Source organism: Mesorhizobium sp. WSM4809, assembly GCF_055811655.1.
In genome coordinates this window covers 15,785-36,143 of record NZ_JBVVQW010000007.1, presented here as the reverse complement: position 1 = coordinate 36,143, position 20,359 = coordinate 15,785, and the positions used below count along the sequence as shown (strand labels likewise).

General features: G+C 63.7%; 18 protein-coding genes. 7 read left to right on the top strand and 11 right to left on the bottom strand.

Annotated elements, in window-relative coordinates; genetic code table 11:
* Nucleotides 1–139: 139 nt before the first annotated feature.
* Both AC0L24_RS19045 and AC0L24_RS19040 read right to left on the bottom strand, forming a co-directional pair.
* Entirely contained in the window at nucleotides 140–757 is a 618-nt protein-coding gene (locus AC0L24_RS19045) for a LysE family translocator (RefSeq protein ID WP_127267254.1), read from the bottom strand.
* A gap of 143 nt (nucleotides 758–900) precedes the next feature.
* Entirely contained in the window at nucleotides 901–1,560 is a 660-nt protein-coding gene (locus AC0L24_RS19040) for a response regulator (RefSeq protein WP_292702531.1), read from the bottom strand.
* Between the two features lie 128 nt (nucleotides 1,561–1,688).
* Here AC0L24_RS19040 and AC0L24_RS19035 point away from each other — a divergent pair, with 128 nt between their 5' ends.
* Nucleotides 1,689–3,458, top strand: coding sequence for an ATP-binding protein (locus AC0L24_RS19035; protein ID WP_127809039.1), 1,770 nt, complete (start codon nucleotides 1,689–1,691; stop codon nucleotides 3,456–3,458).
* A gap of 175 nt (nucleotides 3,459–3,633) precedes the next feature.
* Here AC0L24_RS19035 and AC0L24_RS19030 read toward each other — a convergent pair whose 3' ends face one another.
* The 5 genes from AC0L24_RS19030 to AC0L24_RS19010 all read right to left on the bottom strand — a co-directional run bounded on the left by AC0L24_RS19030 (nucleotide 3,634) and on the right by AC0L24_RS19010 (nucleotide 10,282).
* On the bottom strand, nucleotides 3,634–4,215 hold the full coding sequence (locus AC0L24_RS19030; protein ID WP_013529179.1) for a CarD family transcriptional regulator: 582 nt from the start codon (nucleotides 4,213–4,215) through the stop codon (nucleotides 3,634–3,636).
* 367 nt (nucleotides 4,216–4,582) lie between these two features.
* Nucleotides 4,583–4,921, bottom strand: coding sequence for a ferredoxin FdxA (fdxA, locus tag AC0L24_RS19025; RefSeq protein ID WP_013529180.1), 339 nt, complete (start codon nucleotides 4,919–4,921; stop codon nucleotides 4,583–4,585).
* A gap of 234 nt (nucleotides 4,922–5,155) precedes the next feature.
* Nucleotides 5,156–5,542, bottom strand: a complete 387-nt coding sequence (locus tag AC0L24_RS19020) for an RNA-binding S4 domain-containing protein (protein WP_023814308.1) — start codon at nucleotides 5,540–5,542, stop codon at nucleotides 5,156–5,158.
* A gap of 16 nt (nucleotides 5,543–5,558) precedes the next feature.
* Nucleotides 5,559–8,996, bottom strand: coding sequence for a helicase-related protein (locus tag AC0L24_RS19015; RefSeq protein WP_473564057.1), 3,438 nt, complete (start codon nucleotides 8,994–8,996; stop codon nucleotides 5,559–5,561).
* Between the two features lie 701 nt (nucleotides 8,997–9,697).
* Nucleotides 9,698–10,282 carry a TetR/AcrR family transcriptional regulator gene (locus AC0L24_RS19010; RefSeq protein WP_127397678.1) on the bottom strand — a complete coding sequence of 195 codons (585 nt, stop codon included), beginning with the start codon at nucleotides 10,280–10,282 and terminating at the stop codon, nucleotides 9,698–9,700.
* An 81-nt stretch (nucleotides 10,283–10,363) separates the two neighbouring features.
* Here AC0L24_RS19010 and AC0L24_RS19005 point away from each other — a divergent pair, with 81 nt between their 5' ends.
* A complete protein-coding gene (locus AC0L24_RS19005; RefSeq protein WP_127809041.1) occupies nucleotides 10,364–11,602 on the top strand; it encodes an FAD-dependent oxidoreductase in 1,239 nt (412 codons plus the stop codon).
* 107 nt (nucleotides 11,603–11,709) lie between these two features.
* On the opposite strand, the gene phbB is transcribed toward AC0L24_RS19005, so the two are convergent.
* Nucleotides 11,710–12,435 (bottom strand): acetoacetyl-CoA reductase, encoded by a 726-nt coding sequence (gene phbB, locus AC0L24_RS19000; protein ID WP_127399245.1) that lies wholly within the window; start codon nucleotides 12,433–12,435, stop codon nucleotides 11,710–11,712.
* A 125-nt stretch (nucleotides 12,436–12,560) separates the two neighbouring features.
* Nucleotides 12,561–13,739, bottom strand: coding sequence for an acetyl-CoA C-acetyltransferase (locus AC0L24_RS18995; RefSeq protein WP_127809042.1), 1,179 nt, complete (start codon nucleotides 13,737–13,739; stop codon nucleotides 12,561–12,563).
* Between the two features lie 302 nt (nucleotides 13,740–14,041).
* Here AC0L24_RS18995 and phaR point away from each other — a divergent pair, with 302 nt between their 5' ends.
* Nucleotides 14,042–14,653: a polyhydroxyalkanoate synthesis repressor PhaR gene (phaR, locus tag AC0L24_RS18990; protein WP_027037157.1), complete on the top strand. Its 612-nt coding sequence runs from the start codon at nucleotides 14,042–14,044 to the stop codon at nucleotides 14,651–14,653.
* A 21-nt stretch (nucleotides 14,654–14,674) separates the two neighbouring features.
* On the opposite strand, the gene AC0L24_RS18985 is transcribed toward phaR, so the two are convergent.
* On the bottom strand, nucleotides 14,675–15,814 hold the full coding sequence (locus AC0L24_RS18985; protein ID WP_127809043.1) for a citrate synthase: 1,140 nt from the start codon (nucleotides 15,812–15,814) through the stop codon (nucleotides 14,675–14,677).
* Nucleotides 15,815–15,906: 92 nt separating this feature from the next.
* On the opposite strand from AC0L24_RS18985, the gene AC0L24_RS18980 reads away from it, so the two are divergent.
* The 3 genes from AC0L24_RS18980 (at nucleotide 15,907) to AC0L24_RS18970 (ending at nucleotide 19,144) form a co-directional block, all read left to right on the top strand.
* Nucleotides 15,907–16,995 carry a citrate synthase/methylcitrate synthase gene (locus AC0L24_RS18980; RefSeq protein ID WP_127809044.1) on the top strand — a complete coding sequence of 363 codons (1,089 nt, stop codon included), beginning with the start codon at nucleotides 15,907–15,909 and terminating at the stop codon, nucleotides 16,993–16,995.
* A gap of 186 nt (nucleotides 16,996–17,181) precedes the next feature.
* The gene (locus tag AC0L24_RS18975; protein WP_127809045.1) at nucleotides 17,182–17,964 is read left to right on the top strand and encodes a 3-hydroxybutyrate dehydrogenase; all 783 of its coding nucleotides are present in this window, start codon (nucleotides 17,182–17,184) and stop codon (nucleotides 17,962–17,964) included.
* 46 nt (nucleotides 17,965–18,010) lie between these two features.
* Complete coding sequence (locus tag AC0L24_RS18970; protein ID WP_127270167.1) at nucleotides 18,011–19,144, top strand: patatin-like phospholipase family protein; 1,134 nt, start codon at nucleotides 18,011–18,013, stop codon at nucleotides 19,142–19,144.
* Between the two features lie 33 nt (nucleotides 19,145–19,177).
* Here AC0L24_RS18970 and AC0L24_RS18965 read toward each other — a convergent pair whose 3' ends face one another.
* Entirely contained in the window at nucleotides 19,178–19,774 is a 597-nt protein-coding gene (locus tag AC0L24_RS18965; protein ID WP_127809046.1) for a TetR/AcrR family transcriptional regulator, read from the bottom strand.
* Between the two features lie 122 nt (nucleotides 19,775–19,896).
* On the opposite strand from AC0L24_RS18965, the gene AC0L24_RS18960 reads away from it, so the two are divergent.
* Nucleotides 19,897–20,358 (top strand): (2Fe-2S)-binding protein, encoded by a 462-nt coding sequence (locus AC0L24_RS18960; protein WP_473564056.1) that lies wholly within the window; start codon nucleotides 19,897–19,899, stop codon nucleotides 20,356–20,358.
* The last annotated feature ends 1 nt before the right edge of the window (nucleotide 20,359 follow it).

Here is a 20,359-nt window from a genome sequence, read left to right as displayed (position 1 = left end):
GGCGCTGGTTTCCGGGATATCTTGCCCGGTGCGCGAGCTGGCCGTGAGCCACCCTCCGGCATACTGGCCCTTGCTGCCGGCAGCCGCCAAAATTCCACCGTCGGCTCTCCCCTGACGCCGCGGCTTTTCATTTGCAGGTTCAGATATGATGGCTGACGAGCGCCACGCCAAGTCCGATGAGGATCGAACCGCATGTCTTGGGGATCACCCATCCGGCGCCGCCGCCAGTGAACCGGCCAACGGCGAGCGAGGCGATGCCGACCGCCGCCAGGTCGGCCATCGAGAAGATGAGATTGACGACGATGCCGAGGATGAGGAATTGCAACCCTACGGCAATGGCGGCTGACGGATCCACGAACTGCGGCAGGAAGGTCAGGAAGAACAGTGCCGTCTTGGGATTGAGGATCTCGACGACCATGCTGTCGCGGAATGTGTTCGGGGCCGGCCTGGCACCGTCCTCGCCCATCCGGTTCCAGCCCAGGAACATGGCAAGGCCTAGCGAAATGAGATATGTGGCGCCCGCCAATCGGATCATCGAGAAAGCGACCGGCGCGTGTTCCATCAGTGCGGCGAGTCCGACCGCCGCGGCCAGGATGTGCACGTAACAGCCGAGATGAACACCCAGTGCCGCCATCAATCCCGCCTGACGGCCATGGGCCAGCGTCTGCGCGGTCATGTAGAGAATCGCCGGCCCCGGCATGCAGGCGAAGGCGAGCGTTGCGAGGGCGAACGGAATCCAAAGATCCAGCGACGGCATGACGGCTCCTCCCATGTGATCAAGCCGTGGGAGGAGTAGGCTGGGGTCAGGCCGAAAACATACGGCAGATGCCGTATTTGGATCGTGATCGGGCTTGGCTAATCTGCCGATGGTTAAGGGGACGTTGCCGAGCGGCTGCGATATCAGCCGGCGGGCAATCCCAGACGAACCGCGTAGGCGGTCAGTTCGGCGGTGTTGTGGAGATTGAGCTTGCCCATCAGGTTTTCGCGATGCTTGCGAGCGGTCGGCAGGCTGATACCCAGCCGTTCGGCGATGTCGCGCGTGACCATGCCTTGCGCCACCAGTTGAAGGATCTGCCGTTCGCGCCGCGTCAGCGGCACCGGGGAGAGGATTTCCTGTGCGGCTATCGGCTCGCTGCCCCTGCCCATATCGCTGACGGCGAAGCGAACGGTTTTCGCCAGATAGGTGCCCCCGTTCTTGACCGCTTCGATGGCGGCGCCGAGTTCCTCGGGATCGCCGTCCTTGGTCAGGTAGGCGCTGGCGCCGGCACTGAGCGCGGCGCGCACCGTCCTCGGCTCGATATTGGCCGTCAGCACCACGACCCGCAGGCGTGGCGCCAAGGTCCTGATGGTGGTGATGAACTGCATCCCGGCGACACCTGGCATGCCGAGGTCGAGGATCAAAAGGTCGGCGCGCGTGCTTCGCAGCTGGCCAAGCAGCGCCTCGCCATCCGCAGCCTCGGCGACGACCGAGACATTGTCCATAGCCGAGATGAGCAGCTTCAGCCCCTCGCGCACGATGGCATGGTCGTCGGCGAGTATGGCGGTGAGCGGGCAATTCATCAGGGCACCATCCAGGACTGCAGCGGCGTATATGGATCGATCGCCAACTTATGCGAAACAGGTTGCCGGTAGATCAACGGTACCGGGGAAGACCGCCCGGAGAATACTTGGGGCAATTGGGGGATTCGATGCAGGAAGACAAGATACGCCAGGCCCTGATCGAACTCCTGTATCGCAATTCCTACGGCGTGGTCATCTCCAATATCGTGATCTCGATGGCGGCGGTCTATGTGCTGAGAACGGCCGTTTCCACCAATTGGCTGATCGGCTGGCTGGCGGCGCTGTATCTGCTGACGGCTATCCGGGTGCTGGCGTCGCGCCGTTTTTTCAGCCGCGCCCGGGATCGCCACTCGATCTTGCGCTGGGCATGGCTGGCGACGGCATTTTCCTGCATGTCAGGCCTTCTGTGGGGTGTGCTTGGCTGGGTCGGATTCATGCCCGAGGCGCCGATCGTGCTGTCCTTCACGGTCATCGTCCTGACTGGTCTCGTCTGCGGCACCGTGCCGTCTCTGTCGGCCTTTCCGCCGGCGCTGGTTGGTTCCATCCTGGCAACGGTGGTGCCGGTCGCCCTGCGCTGCCTGACCACCCAAAGCGATATATCCGGCGCCTTCCTGTTCCTGCTCGCGTCGCTGGTGGCGATCAATTTCTACTACTGCCGTATCACCTACCGCATGCTGCGCGAAACCGTCAGCCTGCGACTGGAGAACGAAACGCTGGTCGAGCATCTGCAAGAGGAACGCGACAGGGCGCAGACCGCCGACCGTGCCAAGACGCGTTTTCTGGCGGCGGCGAGTCACGATCTGCGCCAACCGATCCATGCCCTGAGCCTGCTGGTCTCGACGCTTGCCGTTTTGGGGCAGCGCGGCGACGTACCCTCCGGCGAGGCGCGCGACCTGGCCAGCCGGGCGAAATCGGTTGTCAGCAACTTCAGTGGGCTGCTCAACGCTTTGCTCGATATCTCCCGGCTCGATGCGGGCATCGTCACGGTCGCGAGCGAGGCGGTGCCGCTGCGCGACCTCTTTGGTGATCTTCGCAATGAATTCGCCGCCGAGGCGAAGCAGCGCGGACTTACGTGGCGCGTGGTCGACAGCGACATCTACGTCGACAGCGACCCGATGATGCTGAAGCGCATCCTCAACAACCTGGTGTCGAATGCCCTTCGTTACACCAAGCAAGGTGGTGTCCTGTTGGGCTGTCGCCGGCGCGGCGCACGTGTGGAGATACAGGTCCTCGACAGCGGTCCCGGCATCCCCGCCGATCAGCAGGGGATGGTCTTCGAGGAGTTCGTGCAGTTGCAGAACCCGGCGCGGGACCGCACGCAAGGCCTGGGACTCGGGCTCGCCATCGTTCGTCGCACCGCCGAACTGTTGGGGCACCCCCTGAAATTAGCTTCGACACCAGGACGCGGTTCCCTGTTTTCCATCACCGTCGCGAAGGCCGGCGCGGTGCAGGCTCGCTCAGAGGTCGACACGACATCGCCGGCCAGCAGTGCCGCCGGCATCATGGTGGTCGAGGATGAGGGCGACGTTCTCGATGCCATGGTGCGCTTGCTCAGCCTGGAAGGACATCGTGTCTATCCCGGCCGCTCCGCCGCAGAGGCACGGAAGGCCCATGCGGCGGCGCTGGCTGCCGGCGATGCGCCGGTCGACCTGATCATCGCAGACTACCGTCTCGAGAATGACACCACCGGCACCGACGCGATCCGTGCGCTTCACGCCCATATCGGCCGCGTTGTCCCGACCATCATCATCACCGGCGATACCTCGCCTTCGCGCCTCAAGGAGATCAGCGCCAGCGGCAGCCGCATCCTGCACAAGCCGATCGCCGACGAGGAATTGCGCGAAACCATTGCTGCGGTCTGCTTTGCTGGCAAGGCGACAAGTGGGGACACACGTTAAACGAAAACGCGCGCTGGACGGCACCACGGTTCGGCGCGCCGGCAAGCCGTGATGCAGCACGCTGGCGCGCGGTGCATCTTCAACATCGAAGCTGCCGCCCAAAAGCAAAAGAGGCCCCGGTCAAACCGGAGCCTCCAATCGTTTCAGGCAGGATCTCTCGAAAAGGCGAGAAGGATCAGGCAGCTTCTTCCTGCTCGGCCTCTTCATTGTCGGCCTTGGCGCCCCGCTTAGGGCCCTTGTTGAGGTTGACCTCGATCAAGCGCACGGCTTCGGTTTCCGACATGCGGTTGACGGCCGCGATCTCGCGGGCCATGCGGTCGAGCGCCGCCTCATAGAGCTGGCGCTCGGAATAGGACTGCTCCGGCTGGTTGTCGGCGCGGTAGAGGTCGCGCACGACTTCCGAGATCGAGATCAGGTCGCCCGAATTGATCTTCGCATCATATTCCTGGGCGCGGCGCGACCACATGGTGCGCTTGACACGGGCGCGGCCCTGCACGACCTTCAGCGCGCGCTCGACATAATCCTCCTCCGACAGCTTGCGCATGCCGATGGAGGTCGCCTTGGCGACCGGCACCTTCAGGCGCATCTTGTCCTTCGAAAAGTCGATGACGAACAGTTCCAGCTTGTGTCCAGCAACTTCCTGCTCGTCGATCGAGACGATCTGGCCGACGCCGTGCGCCGGGTAGACGATGTACTCGCCGGTCTTGAAACCGTGACGCGCAGCGGTGGACTTCTTCTGCGGGGTGATCGTTGCCATTACGCCCTGAACTCCTTGTTGTGGCACCGGCGTCCTGCCGGTCCGAACTCGCGCGATCGGGGAAGCCGATCGTTAGCCGCACAACAGATGAACCCATCGGAAAAGCCGGACCGGCAAACCGCAACATCGCGACCGCCTGGCCCAGATCGCTCTGGTCCGAATGGGATTTTCACCTTTCAGTGATTTGGGGCGTCTGCGCCATAAATCGACGTTGTGTCACCGGCATGTTTCGCTGATGTAACACAAAAAGTCGGAAGAATCAAGGTTTTGCTGCATACGCGAAGGCCACAGGTCAGCGCCGGCTGTCAAGCCGGTTAATGTGACGTGCCTCTTACCCAGCGTAATACCGGCCTTTGCGGCCGTGTTGTCAATCGCCTTCGCCGGGCTCGGCCGAGAAGTATTTCTCAAACTTGCCGGCCTCGCCGTCGAAGGATTTGGCGTCTGCCGGCGGTTCCTTCTTGGCGGTGATGTTGGGCCATTTCTCGGCGTATTCGGTGTTGACCTGCAGCCATTTGTCGAGGCCGGGTTCGGTGTCCGGCTTGATTGCGTCGGCCGGGCATTCCGGCTCGCAAACGCCGCAGTCGATGCACTCGTCGGGGTGGATGACGAGCATGTTCTCGCCTTCGTAGAAACAGTCGACCGGACAGACTTCGATGCAGTCCATGTATTTGCATTTGATGCAATTGTCGGTCACGACATAGGTCATCGGTCGGCTCCGGGACGTCCCATTTTGTTGGGCTTTTTCCGTCAGGTAACGCCTTTGTCGACCGCTTGCAAGGGTAGCCATTGCGGACGGTGCCGGTGTTTCCGGAATGGAATTCCAGACTGCAGGCCCGGCGGAAGTCAGTCATGTCCCGCAGAGCGTCTGTTTGCCGGGCTCAGTTCTCGCCTCAGGCGTGCCGTTGTCCCAGAACCACTGCGTGTTTTTGGACGCCAGGCATCAATCTTCGCCGAGCAATCGGTCGGTCTGGCGACGTTCCTTCTTGGTCGGGCGGCCGCTGCCGGCCTCGCGCAGCCCCGGAATTGCATCGGGAGGGGCTTCGCCCTTCGGTGCGGGCGGTGGCGACATATCCTCGTAGAGCGTCCGGGCCTCCTCGGCCGGGCCGCGCCGTGCACCGGCACCAAGCACCTTCCAGATGAAGATGCGGCGTTCGAGCGTGATGGTCAGGACGTCGCCTGGCTTGACTTGGTCGGAGGCCTGCGCTGCTTTGTCGCGATTGATGCGGACGCGGCCGGCGACGACCAACTTCGCCGCCAGCGAGCGCGATTTCACGGCGCGGGAGAAGAACAGCCATTTGTCGATGCGCTGGCGGCCTTCGGCAACCATCGAAGCGAGCCGGGTTCTACTTCTTCAGCTGGTCGCGGAGAGCGGCGAGCTTGGCGAAGGGCGAATCCGGATCGAAACGCACCGGGCGCTCCTCGCGCGGCTTCGGCTGGAAGGCCGGCTTGCCGCCTTGCGGGCCACCTTTGCCATCCGGCCTGCCACCCTTCCAGTCGGGACGGCCTTCGCGGCGGTCGGGACGTTCGCCCTGCGGCCTGCCATCACGTCGCTGTTCGCCTTCGGCCTGCGGCTTGGGCTTGAATTTCGAGCGGTCGAAGCGCGGCTTGCCGGCTCCATCGCGACGGCCTTCATGGGCCGGACGTTCGCCGGGTGCAGCGGCGGCGGCCGGTGCGCCGGCGGCATCCGCAGGCGCATCGCTTCGGCCGCGCGCTTGTCCGTTGCGCGGGCGATTGTTCCTGCGGTTGTCATCGCGGTTGCGCGGCCGCTGTTCGAAGCGGCCCTGCCGCCACAACAGGATGGGTTTTGGCCCTTCGGCTTCCGGAGCGGGTTCGCCGACGGCTGCTTCAGTCACCGCCACAGGTTCGTCCGGCGCGGCGTCCGTTGCCGGCGCGGCATTTGCCGCCAGCTCGGGCGTTGCGGCTTCTTCTGCCGCTGCAACTTCGATCTCGGCAGTCTCAGTCTCTGCCTGCGGTTCAACCGGCGCCGGTTCGGCGACGTCGGCCGCAGCCTCGGCTACAGGCGCTTCGTCTTGCACGGTTTCGACTGGAGCGTCCGCCTGTTCTTCCACGGCTGGCGCAGCAGGTTCCGCCGCGGCGTCGGAGGTGATTTCGGCGGGAATTTCGACCGTGGTTTCCGAAACGGCCACTGCGTCCGATGCCGGCTCCGACCCTTCGACGGCTGCCTCTGCTGCGGCATCCGTTGCCGCGGCTTCCGCCGCTTTGGCCTGCTCGGCTCGTGCAGCTTCTTCCGTCGCCAGTTTCGCCACCGCCGCTTCGCGGGCGGCGTTGTCCTGCGCTTCGAGCCGCGCCTTGACCTCGACGGCCGGCTTAGGCTCGGCACGGTAGCCGAGACCCTTGAGAATTTCTTCCATGTCGTCGGCGGTGGCGCCGAGGATCGACATCATCGGCGGCGTCACCATGAAGGACTGGCCGTCATAGGCGCCGTCCGGGCGCTGGCCGAGGCCGGGCTTCCAGTTGGTCGCCGGACGGATCAGATCCGCCAGCCGTTCCAGTATGTCGATGCGCACGGCGCGACGGCCGAGATTGCGGTAGCCGGCAAGCTTATAGAACGTCTTGTCGAAAGCAGGGTCGATCACCACCGAGGTGCGACCCGAGGCGAGCGCATGGACCACGTCGCCAAAGCCCGGCTTGTCCTTGCCGTCGTTCTTCAGCGCCCATAGCAATGTCAGCAGCCCGGCAGGCGCCGGCTTGATCAGCGCCGGCACGAAGACATGGTAGGCGCCGAAGCGCACACCAAGCCGGCGAAGTGCGGCGCGGCCTTCCTGGTCGAGCGACTTCATCTCCTCGGCGATGTCGCGGCGGTTGATGAGGCCGAAATTCTCGACCAGCTGGAAGGCGATGCCGCGGCCGATGCCGGAAATCTGGTCGGCGTTCCTGAGGTCGACCAGCGGCTTCAGCAGCGACTCGATCTGGAAATTGACGAATCGCTCGGCACGCGCGGCGACCTTGTCGCGCGCCGGGCCGGTCAGCTGCTCGTCGGCCAGCAGCACCAGCCGCGGCTTCAGCGCGTCTTCGCCTGATACAAGCGTGCCGATCGGCGCGCCGATCCAGCGCAGCGTGCCGTCCGAGCCGAGCGCGATGTCGCCATTGGCCGAGGCGCCGAAGCGTTCGGCGCGCGATTCGAACTCGGCGGCCAGCGCCTTCTGGGCAGCGGTGCGCACCGCCTTGGCGTCTTCGCCGCCGGCGGTCTGGTCGGCGGTGAAGCGGAACCCTTGCAACTCGCCGACATGGTGGCCTTCGACAAGGACGGTTCCGGTAGGGCTAATTTCGGCTTCAGGCATGGTATTTTCTCTAAGGCGCCGCATGAGGACGGAAGTCCTGCGGTCTACGAAGCGTTTCGTCAACCGCTCATGCAGCGCATCCGACAATCTGTCTTCGATTTCGCGCGTCTTTTCCTGCCAGTGTGCCTGATCGGCCAGCCAGCCGGGCCGGTTCGACACGAATGTCCAGGTGCGGATCTGGGCTATGCGATGCGACAGCGTGTCAATGTCGCCCTCGGTGGTGTCGGCGCGGCGCACCTGCTCGGCCATGTAATTCTCGTTGACATGGCCGTGGCGTGCGAGGTCCGTGTAGATCGAGGCAATGAGGTCGGCATGCTGCGCCGGCGCGATCCTGCGGTAGTCGGGCAGCGCGCAGGCTTCCCACAGCAGCGCCACGCGCTTGGCATTGGTGGTGAGCGCGCGGATGTCTTCGTCGCGCGACAGATGCTCGAGCGCCTGTGCGTCGACGGCAGGCAATGCCCGCGTCAGTCCCTCGACCGGAGCGTTGGTCTCGATCGAGCGCTTCAGCGCGTCGAGGCTGGCAAAGTCGAAATGCGCGGTGCGCCACTGCAGCACCTTCACCGGATCGAAATCGTGGCCTTCGATCTTCTTGATCAGCTCTTCGTCGAGCGGGTCGACCTGGCCGGTGACACCGAACGTGCCGTCGCGCAGATGCCGGCCGGCGCGGCCGGCGATCTGGCCGAGCTCGGCCGCGGTCAGGTTGCGGTACTGGAAGCCATCGAACTTGCGGTTCTGGGCGAAGGCGACGTGGTCGAGATCGAGATTGAGACCCATGCCGATGGCGTCGGTGGCGATGAGGTAGTCGACATCGCCGGACTGGAATAGCGCCACCTGGGCGTTGCGGGTGCGCGGCGAGAGCGCGCCGAGCACGACGGCGGCACCGCCCTGCTGGCGGCGGATCAACTCGGCGATGGCGTAGACCTCGTCGGCGGAGAAGGCGACGATTGCCGTGCGCCGCGGCAGGCGGGTCAGCTTCTTGGAGCCGGCATAGGCAAGATGCGACAGCCTCGGCCGCGTCACCACCGAGACACCCCTCAGCAGGCGCTGCAGGATACCGTGCATGGTGGCGGCACCCAGTAGCAGCGTCTCCTGGCGGCCGCGCAGGTGCAGGATGCGATCGGTGAAGATGTGGCCGCGCTCGAGGTCACCGGCGAGCTGCACCTCGTCGATGGCGACAAAGGCGGCGTCGGTCTCGCGCGGCATGGCCTCGACGGTGCAGACCGAATATCTGGCGCCCGGCGGCTGGATCTTTTCCTCGCCCGTGATCAGCGCGACCTTGTGGGCGCCAACCTTTTCGCAGACGCGGGCGTAGACCTCGCGCGCCAGAAGCCTGAGCGGCAGGCCGATGATCCCACTCTCATGCGCTACCATGCGCTCGATGGCGAGATGGGTCTTGCCGGTGTTGGTGGGCCCGAGCACGGCGGTCACGTCGCGGCCCGACAGGATCAGCGGCTCTGTGTGTTTGGGCTGGATGTTCATCAACCTAGAATAAGGCTTCCGGGATCTGGAAATAAGGCTTCTGGCCTCTGGTTGTCGGGAGCGCTGCCTCAAATGGCGCGTATGACAGGCGACACATAGGGATTTCGGGCGCGAAGCGAAAGCGGAATGTTCCGCCGGCGGCGAGAAGGTGGTTTTGTCAAGCTTCCAATCGGCTGCGGATTAACGGATAGAACGAGTCTGGAACGAATCGGCGACGAATCAGTGACTCCTGCAGATTCAGCTTTTGTTCACGGCTACATGTGGATTTCGCGGCCGCGAGTCGCACCACATGCTGAATCGCTGAACTGGCCCGTTTCATGCTAAGAGGGGTGTTGCCGTTAACCTTTGCCTGGAAACAATCACGGTGGCTAGGCGCCTCGACCAACATGATGAAATTGTTGATCTTTCTTAACCTGCGTTAAGCAGTTGGGCAGGCGATTCCGGCTGTCGTCGTTAACGTTCGGCTCATAGCCGGAACGAATCAGCGACGAATCAGCGATGGCGTGATTTTCCTGATTTGTTCACCCCAATATCTTGTGTTGTGAACAGCTTATCCACCGAGAATCCACAGGTTACGAAGCAGCTTTCGCACAGGGCGGCGGGTGGCTGTTAACCTCCGCGTGCTGCTTCGGCACAGATTGGTTGCATGCTTTGGCTAGGTGCAGCCGCTGCATGTTGACGGGTCCGGCCGGACCGCTGGTTCAGGCCGTGTCCTCTCCAGTGGCATAGCGTTGCAGCGCAGGGCCGACGTTCCGGATGATCTCGTCGTGTGACAGAGCGACGACGGGCGGTAGCCGCAGCACATATCGGCACATCGCCAAACCCAGCAACTGGCTCGAAATGAGCCCGGCCCTTCGACCGGCGTCGGCGAGATCGCCGACCGCCGCAACCACCGGCCTCACCTGGTTGGCGAATATCTCGCGCATTTTTTCGGCGGCGAATTCGTTCGACGCCGCGGAACGCAGCAGAATTGCCATGCCGGGTCCGCTGGCCGGGCCTTCCCAGACTTCGAGAAACCGCCTGATCAAAGTTTCGCCGACGGTGGCCGGGTCGATCACCCGAAGTGCCGGCAGTTGCAGGTCGACGAGTGCCGCCCGGGCGAACAATTCGTCCTTGCTGTGGAAATAGCGGATCACCATGGCCGGATCGATCGAGGCGCGGGTCCCGACATCGCGGATCGACGCGCCGTCATAGCCGTGCTCGGCAAACAGATCTCTGGCGGCATCCAGGATTTGCCCTCGGGTGCGATCCGACTTGCTCGGCTTTTTCGAATGATTCGTGCTCATGAAAATCAAATATCAACGAGCGTTGACAAACTCAAGCACCCAAGATAAAAGTCACCAATCGTTGACAAATGGAGAGAGAAAATGCTGCCTGATACCACCGAAGTCCTGGTCATAGGCGCCGGCCCGACCGGCCTGGCGCTGTCCATTGCCCTGCATCAGGCAGGCGTCGATCACGTCGTGGTCGACCGCCTCGCCGAAGGCCTCAACACCTCACGTGCCGGAGTGATCCACGCGCAGACGCTGGAGACACTCGAGCCGCTTGGCGTTACGGGGCGGCTGGTCGAACTCGGCCTGAAGCTTGACAACTTCGCCATACGTGATCGCGACCGGGTCCTAATCAACCTCGATTTCTCGAGCCTGCCCTCGGCGTATCCCTACGTGCTGATGATTCCGCAGAACCTAACCGAGAAGGTCCTCACTGAGCGCATCGCTGGGTTGGGCGGTGTCGTCCATCGCGGCGTCGAGGCGAAGGAGGTATTGCAGGGGGTCGATGGCGCACACGTCACGGTCGTCCAGAATGGTCGCGAAAAGACGATCTCGGCGCGTTACGTCGTCGGTGCGGACGGCATGCACAGCGTGGTACGCGAGGCCGCCGGCATAGGCTTCGATGGCGAGGCCTATGCAGGGTCTTTTGTACTCGCCGACGTGCGCCTTGATTGGCCGCTCGGGCCAACGGAGGTGTCGCTGCTGTTCTCCCCGGCCGGACTGGTCGTCGTCGCGCCACTGCCGGACGGATCATATCGCATCGTAGCGACCATGGATGAGGCGCCTGAGCGGCCTGGCATTGCCGACATACAGGCGCTGCTCGACAGTCGCGGCCCGTCGGCCAGCCCGGCGCAGGTGCTCGACCTGACCTGGAGTACACGGTTCCGCGTGCATCACCGCCTTGCCAAGTCCTACCGCCAGGGGCACCTGTTTGTCATGGGCGACGCCGCCCATGTGCACAGCCCAGCCGGCGGCCAAGGCATGAACACCGGCCTGATCGATGCCGTGGTGCTGGGAGAACTGCTCGGCGACGTGATCAACGGTGTCCGCCCGGAAAGCGAACTCGACCTCTACGAGACGCTTCGGCGTCCCGCGGCACAAGAGGTGATCGAACTGGCGGGCAGGCTGACAGGCATGGCGCTTGTCCGCACACCGCTGCGGCGCGTCTTGCGCAATTTCGTGCTCGGCGTCGTCAACATGATGCCGTTCGTCAAGCGCAGGATCTCGATGAAATTGTCAGGTCTCAGCCGGGCCGAAATGGCGACGCTGCCGGCGTCGTCGCAGCCGGGCGGGCGCAAGCAAGCGATGAAACGGGAGCTCAAGCTGGTTGCCTGATCTCGAGGCGCCGGACAACTACCGGCGCTGTATCGGAGCAGCGGTTCTAAAGACGAACGTGCCGGCGACACCCCCGGCACGTGCACATTTCAGCCACGTGGTTCTGGTCAGGCGAAGTATTGGCCGCCATTGGCCGTGATGGTCGAGCCGGTGATGAAGCCTGCATCTTCGGATGCGAGGAAGACGACGCAGCGCGCGATCTCTTCCGGTTCGCCGAGGCGGCCGACGGGGATTTGCGGGATGATGCGGTCGTTGAGCACCCTCTCGTCGATCGCCTTGACCATCTCGGTGGCGATGTAGCCAGGGCAGATGACGTTGACGGTGATGCCCGCGCGAGCTCCCTCTTGAGCGAGGGCTTTGCTGAAACCGATGTCGCCAGCCTTGGCGGCGGAATAGTTGACCTGGCCGGCCTGGCCTTTCTGGCCGTTGATCGAGGAGATGGTGATGACGCGGCCGAACTTGCGGTCGCGCATGCCGCTCCACAGCGGATGCGTCATGTTGAAGACGCCGGACAGGTTGGTGTCGATGACCTCTTTCCACTGCTCGCGCGTGATCTTGTGGAACATGGCGTCCCGGGTGATGCCGGCGTTGTTGACCAGCACCGAGACCGGGCCGAGATCGGCCTCGACTTGGCGGATGCCGGCGGCGCAGGAATCATAGTCGGCGACCGACCATTTGTAGACCGGAATGCCGGTCTCGGCCTTGAATTTCGCCGCTGCGGCGTCATTGCCGGCATAGTTCGCGGCAACCGAATAGCCGACGGTCTTCAATGCGATCGAGATCGCCGCGCCGATGCCGCGCGATCCTCCTGTGACGATTGCTACCTTGGTCATGCGTGTTCCCTCCCTTTGGTCGGGAGAGCGAATAGGGAGTAGCGAATAGCGAGTAGGGATCTGTCCCGTCGCGCTGACGCAATTCTTCCCTATTGACTACTCCCTGTTTGCTACTCACTTCTTTTTCAGAGTGCTTCGATGCACATGGCGACGCCCATGCCGCCGCCGATGCACAAGGTGGCGAGGCCTTTCTTGGCGCCGCGCCGGCGCATCTCGAAGACCAGTGTGTTGAAGACACGGGCGCCGGAAGCACCGATCGGGTGGCCGATGGCGATGGCGCCGCCATTGACGTTGACGATCGAGGGATCCCAGCCCATGTCCTTGTTGACGGCGCAGGCCTGTGCCGCAAAGGCCTCGTTGGCCTCGACAAGGTCGAGATCGCCGACCGACCAGCCGGCCTTTTCCAAGGCCTTGCGCGATGCTGGGATCGGGCCGGTGCCCATGATCTGCGGATCGACGCCGGCGGTTGCCCAGGACACGATGCGTGCCAGCGGGGTGATGCCGCGCCTCACCGCTTCCGCCTCGCTCATCAGCAGCGCGCCGGCGGCACCGTCATTGATGCCGGAGGCGTTGGCGGCGGTCACCGTGCCGTCCTTGTCGAAGGCCGGCTTCAGCTTGGTCATGGCGTCGAGCGTGGCGCCGTGGCGGATGTATTCGTCCTGGTCGACAATGGTGTCGCCCTTCTTGCCCTTGAGTGTGACGGCGACGATCTCGTCCTTGAACTTGCCGGCCTTCTGCGCGGCCTCGGCCTTGTTCTGCGAAGCCAGCGCGAACTGGTCCTGGTCTTCGCGGGTGATCTGGAACTGACGCGCGACGTTTTCGGCGGTGTTGCCCATGTGATAGCCGTTGAAGGCGTCCCACAGCCCGTCCTTGATCATGGTGTCGATCAGCTTGAAGTCGCCCATCTTGACGCCGGCGCGCAGGTGCTGGGCATGCGTCGAAAGCGACATCGATTCCTGGCCGCCGGCGATGATCACCTTGGCGTCGCCGATGGCGATCTGCTGCATGCCGAGCGCAATGGCACGCAGGCCCGAGCCGCAAACCTGATTGAGGCCCCAAGCGGTGGTTTCCTTGGGCAGACCGGCATTGATCGATGCCTGGCGGGCCGGGTTCTGGCCTTGCGCGGCGGTCAGCACCTGGCCGAGGATGACCTCGTCGACCTCGCCTGGTTCGACACCGGCACGTGACAGCAATTCCCTGATGACGACGGCACCGAGCTCATGCGCAGGGGTGGCGGCAAAGGCGCCGTTGAAGGAGCCTACCGGCGTGCGCGCCGCACTGGCAATGACGATGGAAGCGGACATTTTCTTCTCCAGACTTCAAGGGTGTTGCTCTGTCGTTGGGGACTTTTCTTGCCCTTTCCCAACCCCAAGTCAAACCGGAAATGGGCATGGCGCCCATGCGCCGCAAGCAGGCCGTGCCTTTGCCATGGCGACCATTCGTCCATTGCTGCGCAGCATATTTTGCCTGCTATGCAGCATTTAGTGATCCCGCACTGCACAAACTGCTTGGAATTGTGAAGCTTTTGCGCATATCCTCAAAAAAAAGGCACAATCGTTATCGGCGGCTTGCTCAGAGGCGCGCCGGTGTCCCCGGGAGGATGTAGATGGCCGCTAAAGACGATCCGATCATCATCAAGAAATACGCCAATCGCCGCCTCTACAACACCGGCACCAGCACCTATGTGACGCTCGAGGACCTCGCCGAGATGGTCAAGAAGGGCGAGGAGTTCACCGTCCAGGACGCCAAGACCGGCGACGACATCACGCATCCGGTGCTGACACAGATCATCTTCGAACTGGAGAACAAGGACGGGCAGAACATGCTGCCGATCCCGTTCCTGCGCCAGCTCATCGCTTATTACGGCGACCAGATGCAGATGATCGTGCCGAGCTTCCTCGAACAGTCGATGCTTGCCTTTTCCAAGGAGCAGGAACGCTTTCGCGAGCAGATGAAGGGGGCGATCGGCAAGTCGCCGCTCGACATGATGAAGATCACCACGCCGATCAAGGCGCTGGAGGAACAGACACGCCGCAACATGGAAATGTTCCAGAATGCGATGCGGCTGTTCACGCCGTTCCCGCCCGCCGGCACCGCGCCAGCCGCCGCGCCGTCGCCCGAGCCGGCCAGGAAGGAAACGTCAGAAAAACCCGACGATCTTCAGGAACTGAAGGACCAGATCGCGGCCATGCAGCGCAAGCTCGACACGATGTCCTGAGCGCTTGGCGCTCTTGCAACCCTACACCAGCACGCCCCCATAGCGGCCGCGCGGCCTGATGACACTTCCGCTTGTGATCTGTTCGACCGTGTGCTCGGCCCAGCCGACGCTGCGTGCGAGCGCAAACAGGCGAAACGGCGCATCGCGCGGCAAGCCAAGGCTGCGCGTCAGCGCTGCCAGCCCAAAGTCGATGTTGGGAAGCGCGCCGGTCGCGGCAAGGGCAGCATCGCGCAGCGACGATAGTGTGCCGTCAACCTCGATCACCGACAGTAGCGCCGCCCCCCGGGGATCGCCGTCGGGATAGAGCTGATGACCGAACCCCGGCAATGGCCGGTCGTGGCTGAGCCAGCGCCGGATCGTCGCATCGGCGCCATGTCGGGCCGCATCCTCGGCCAGTTGCATCACCGCCTCGCCGGCACCGCCATGGCGAGGGCCTGACAGCGTCGCGAGCCCGGCCAGCAGGCAAGCGGCCAGCGGCGCGCCGGTCGAGGCTGCGACGCGCGCGGCGAAGGTCGACGCATTCAGTTCATGATCGGCAAGCAGGACAAGCGCGCGGCGGATCGCATTGGCGCCGCCGGCGTCCACCGACCAGGCCTGCGCCAGCCGCTGATGGACGGGATCTGGTCCTGCCGGTGCGCCCAGCGCGGCGACCAGCACGCCGACAGCGTGCGCGGCATCGGCATGCAGCGAGGCCCGGTTGCGCCCAAGCGACGGGCGCCCTTGGCCGGCAAGCACGGCAAGTTGCGCAAAAGCCGAGGCCCGGCCGGCTTGATGGGGCACATCCGGCGACGGTGCTTCGAAAGCCACCGGTTCCGGCAGAGCCCAGAGAATGGCGGCGGCTTCTTCCAGTGTGGCGTGCCCGGAGAGCACTGCGGCGTCCTGCCCGCGATAGATGAGCCGACCGTGCGAGACGGTCGAAATCGCCGTTGCGATTGAGGGTTCGCCCCAGGCAATGGCGCTTTCAGCGATGACTGATGGGCTCCGTCCGCGCGCCCGGCGGGTCGCCAGTGCGGCGATATCGTCGGCGCGGTACTGGCTGCGGCGCGGATCGGCGCGGTCGGGCCGCATGCCGATGCGCCCACGGCTGACATAGGCGTACAGCGTCTGCGCCCGCACCTTGAGGCGCTCAAGCGCCTCTTCCCGGGACAACCACTCGGACATATCGAGCCCTGATATTGATTCTATTGATCAAGATTGATGGAAACGTTGCCCATCTCTATCTCCGATCCGGAAATGCTTCAAGGAGACAGGCTATGGCGAATGGGCTCGATGATGTGGTGGCGGCGGAAACCGTGCTTTCCGATGTGGATGGTCTTGGTGGCCGTCTGACGATCCGAGGTCATTCGCTGCCGGAGCTGGCCGGCCGCTTGAACTATGCCCAGGTGATGCGGCTGCTGCTCGACGGCTTCTTCGACGACCTTCCCGATGAGGCGCAACTGACGCGGGCACTGGGCCAAGCACGCGCTGAGGTGTTCGAACGGCTCTTGCCCTCGCTGCCCCTGCTGGCGTCGCTCGATGTTTACAGCGCCATGCGCGCCGGCATGGCGCTGCTGCCGGACGGCGAGACCTTGACCGATGCCTTGCTGCTCATCGCAGCGCCCGCCGTGCTGACGCCGGCCCTGCTGCGCCTGCAGCGCGGCGAGCAGCCGATCGCGCCGGACAGCCGCGCCGATCATGCCGCCGACATGCTGAGGATGCTGAGCGGCAGCGTCGCCTCGACGGCGCTGGCGAAGGCGCTCGATACCTATCTCGTGACCGTCTGCGATCATGGCCTCAATGCGTCGACCTTTGCGACGCGCGTGGTGGCCTCGACGCAGGCCGGCCTGACATCCTCCGTGCTGGCCGGACTCGGCGCGCTCAAGGGGCCGCTGCATGGCGGCGCGCCTGGCCCTGTCATCGAGATGCTGGATGCGATCAAGGCGCATGGCGATGCCGCCGGCTGGCTGCGCGACGAGATCGCGCACGGCAGGCGCATCATGGGGTTCGGACATCGCATCTACCGTGTGCGTGATCCGCGCGCCGATGTGCTGAAGGCCGTCGTGCGGCAACTCGGCGGCGAGGGCGAAACCGGCCGCCGGCTGGCATTCGCGGAGACAGTGGAACAGGTAGCGCTCGACGTGCTGCGGATCGCCAAGCCGTCGCGCTCGCTGCAGACCAATGTCGAGTTCTACACCGCGCTGCTGTTGGAGGCGGCGGGTTTTCCGCCACAAACCTTCAGCAATGTCTTTGCCGCCGGGCGCGTCGCCGGCTGGATCGCGCATGCGCGTGAACAGCAGACGACCGGGCGGCTAATCCGCCCGCAGTCGCGTTATGTCGGGCCGGTGCCGGACCTGGTTGCCTGAGGTCTTTTGGCGCCTGGCGAGCGACCGGCGATCCAAACGATATCCTCCTGGTGAGCGGCCGTGTGGCCGCTCATGACGAAAATTTCATCTCCTCAAAAATTCTGGCCGCTGTTATTGCGTCGCATTGAGCATATATGCTGCAGTGCAACATAAGCTCGCTCTTGCCGCAACCAGAGGACTCCGCCCTTGGCCGCCAGAAAAACCGCAGTCATCACCGGCTCCACATCGGGCATTGGCCTGGCCATCGCCCAGGCGTTGGCGGCCGAAGGCCATAATGTCGTCGTCAACTCTTTCTCCGACACGGCCGCCGACCACGCCATCACTGATGCGATCGCCAAACACCACGGGGTGAAAACCGCCTACATCAAGGCCGACATGTCGAAACCGGCCGAATGCCGGGCGCTGATCGCCAAGGCGGCTGAGACATTCGGATCGGTCGATATCCTCATCAACAATGCCGGCATCCAGCATGTCGCGCCGGTTGAGGACTTTCCGATCGAGAAATGGGACGCCATCATCGCCATCAACCTGTCGTCGGCGTTCCACACCATTGCAGCCGCGATCCCGCTGATGAAGGAGGCCGGCGGTGGCCGGATCGTCAACATCGCCTCGGCGCACGGCCTGGTCGCGTCGCCGTTCAAATCGGCCTATGTCTCAGCCAAGCACGGCATCATGGGATTGACCAAAACGGTCGCACTCGAACTGGCGCGCGAAAAAATCACCTGCAACGCCATCTGCCCGGGCTATGTCCTGACGCCGCTGGTCGAGGCGCAGATCCCCGACCAAATGAAAGCCCATCAGATGGATCGCGAGACCGTCATCCGTGAGGTCATGCTGGACAAGCAGCCGACCAAGGAATTCGTCACGGTGGAGCAGATCGCGGCAGCGGCGGTGTTCCTGTGCTCGGACGCGGCAGCGCAGATCAACGGCACGCATCTCTCGGTCGATGGCGGCTGGACCGCCGCGTGAGGCGCAAAATCTTCTCATCTATCCAAAACGAACCAAGGACGACGCCATGACCAAAAACGGCAAGGCGGAGGAGACAAAGAAGAAGATCAACATCGCGCTTCAGGGCGGCGGCTCGCACGGGGCCTTTTCCTGGGGTGTGCTCGACCGCCTGCTGGAGGACGGACGGCTGGAGATATCAGCAGTGTCCGGCACCAGCGCCGGCGCCATGAACGCGGTGGCGCTGGCCGACGGATATGTGCGCGGAGGTGTCGAGGGAGCGCGGCAGAAACTTGACGATTTCTGGCGCGCGGTGGCGGCCAAGGGCCGGTTCAGCCCGGTACACCGCATGCCGTGGGATGTCGCCTGGGGCAACTGGTCGATCGAGAATACGCCTGGCTATGTCTTCTTCGACACCATGTCGCGGGTGTTCTCGCCCTATGTCGCCAATCCGCTCGGCTTCAACCCGCTGCGCGACGTGGTTCAGCAGGAGATCGATTTCGACAATGTCCGCGCCTGCAAGTCGATGGAACTGTTCATCTCGGCGACCAATGTCGAGACCGGACAGTTGCGCGTCTTTTCCGATGGCGAGATCGACCTCGACACGGTGATGGCCTCGGCCTGCCTGCCGCAACTGTTCCGTGCTGTGGAGATCAAGGGGGTGCCCTATTGGGATGGCGGCTATGGCGGCAACCCGGCGCTTTATCCGTTCTTCAAGACGGCTGCGACCGAGGACGTGCTTCTGGTGCAGATCAATCCGGTGGTGCGGGAGGGAACACCAAGAAGCGCCAACGAGATCCAGAACCGCATCGACGAGATCGCCTTCAACGCCGGGTTGCTGCGCGAATTCCGCTCGATCGCCTTCGTCAAGGAACTGATCGCCGCCGGCCGTCTGCCGCATGGCGAGTATCGCGACATCCGCATGCACCGCATCGATGCCGACGAGGCGTTCAAGGACCTGTCGGCGTCCTCGAAGGTCAACGCCGAATGGGCGTTCCTGACCTACCTGCGTGATCTCGGCCGCACCGCCGCCAGCGACTGGCTGGAAGAGAATTACGAGGCCGTCGGCAAGCGACCGACGCTCGATCTCTCCGGCGAACTCGATGACGGCTTCAAGCCGGTGCGCGGTCCGGCACCTGGCCGGCGGGTCAAGGAATTTCTTGCGGCGCGCAAGAACCCGGAGGCAGAGCGCCGGCGCGCCTGAGCGACCAATCAATGTGCATCGATTGGTCCGCAATCATGCCTTCAAGGTCAGGTCGATCACCCTGATCAGGGCAGCGGCTGCCTGCCGCTGCCCCTCCGGATCTCTGATCCGCGCCTTCATGCCTTCCAGCCCGTCGAGCAGCATGTCGGCAAGCAGTTGCGCCGACAGGCCTCTGGCCGCCAGGTCGACGCCGTTCCTGGCTGCCTCGCGCTCGATCGCGGCGCTGATGTGTTGGCCAAGCCCGCCGCGCCAGCAGCCCACCAGATCGCCAAGGCTCGATTTCATGTCCAGCAATTCGGCGCCGTGCGGCGAAGCAACGACCGCGCCCATCATTGAGATGAATGCCTCGTCGATGGCCCGCATCATGCGCTCGGTGAAAGGACCATCGCCGGATAGGGCAATCTTTGCCGCCTCGACCGAGCGTGACAGGATCATCATGGCGATGGCGCGGAAAATGTCGGTCTTGTTCTTGAACAGGAGATAGAGCGCCGGGCGCGACATGTCTGCGGCGCGGGCGATATCGTCCATGGTGGTGCGCGAGAAACCATAGGCCAAAAACACCTTCATCGCGCCATCCAGGATACGGACGCGTTTGGGGTCTGTGGCGGTGATGTCTTCGATCTGGTTCATGGAGCAATTCTATCCTGCAAAATCCTATTTGACAAAATGACGAAATTTGTCAATCTGTATTAGGTGAAATGGCCGAGAGGACGCTTCGCCCTTGGCAGCGGACGACAACAAAGGGTATCCCCATGCGCCTTGCCGTCGACGGGCAGTCATTCGATATCGATGCCGATCCGGACATGCCGCTGCTGTGGGCGCTGCGCGATCTCATTGGCAAGACCGGGCCGAAATTCGGCTGCGGCATCGCCGCCTGCGGCGCCTGCACAGTTCACGTTGACGGTCAGCCGGTGCGTTCCTGCTCACTCCCGGTTGGGCAGGTCAGCGGCGCTATCACGACCATTGAAGGCATCGGCACCGCGGGGAAGCTGCATCCGGTGCAGCAGGCATGGCTGGAGGAACAGGTCGCGCAATGCGGCTACTGCCAGGCCGGCCAGATCATGAGCGCGGTGGCGCTGCTCGATGAAGTCGCCGACCCAAGCGATGCCGACATCGACAACGCCATGGGCGGCAATCTCTGCCGCTGCGGCACCTATCCCAAAATCCGCTCGGCCATCAAGAAGGCCGCGGCGCTCAAGACGGCGGGTCTCTGAC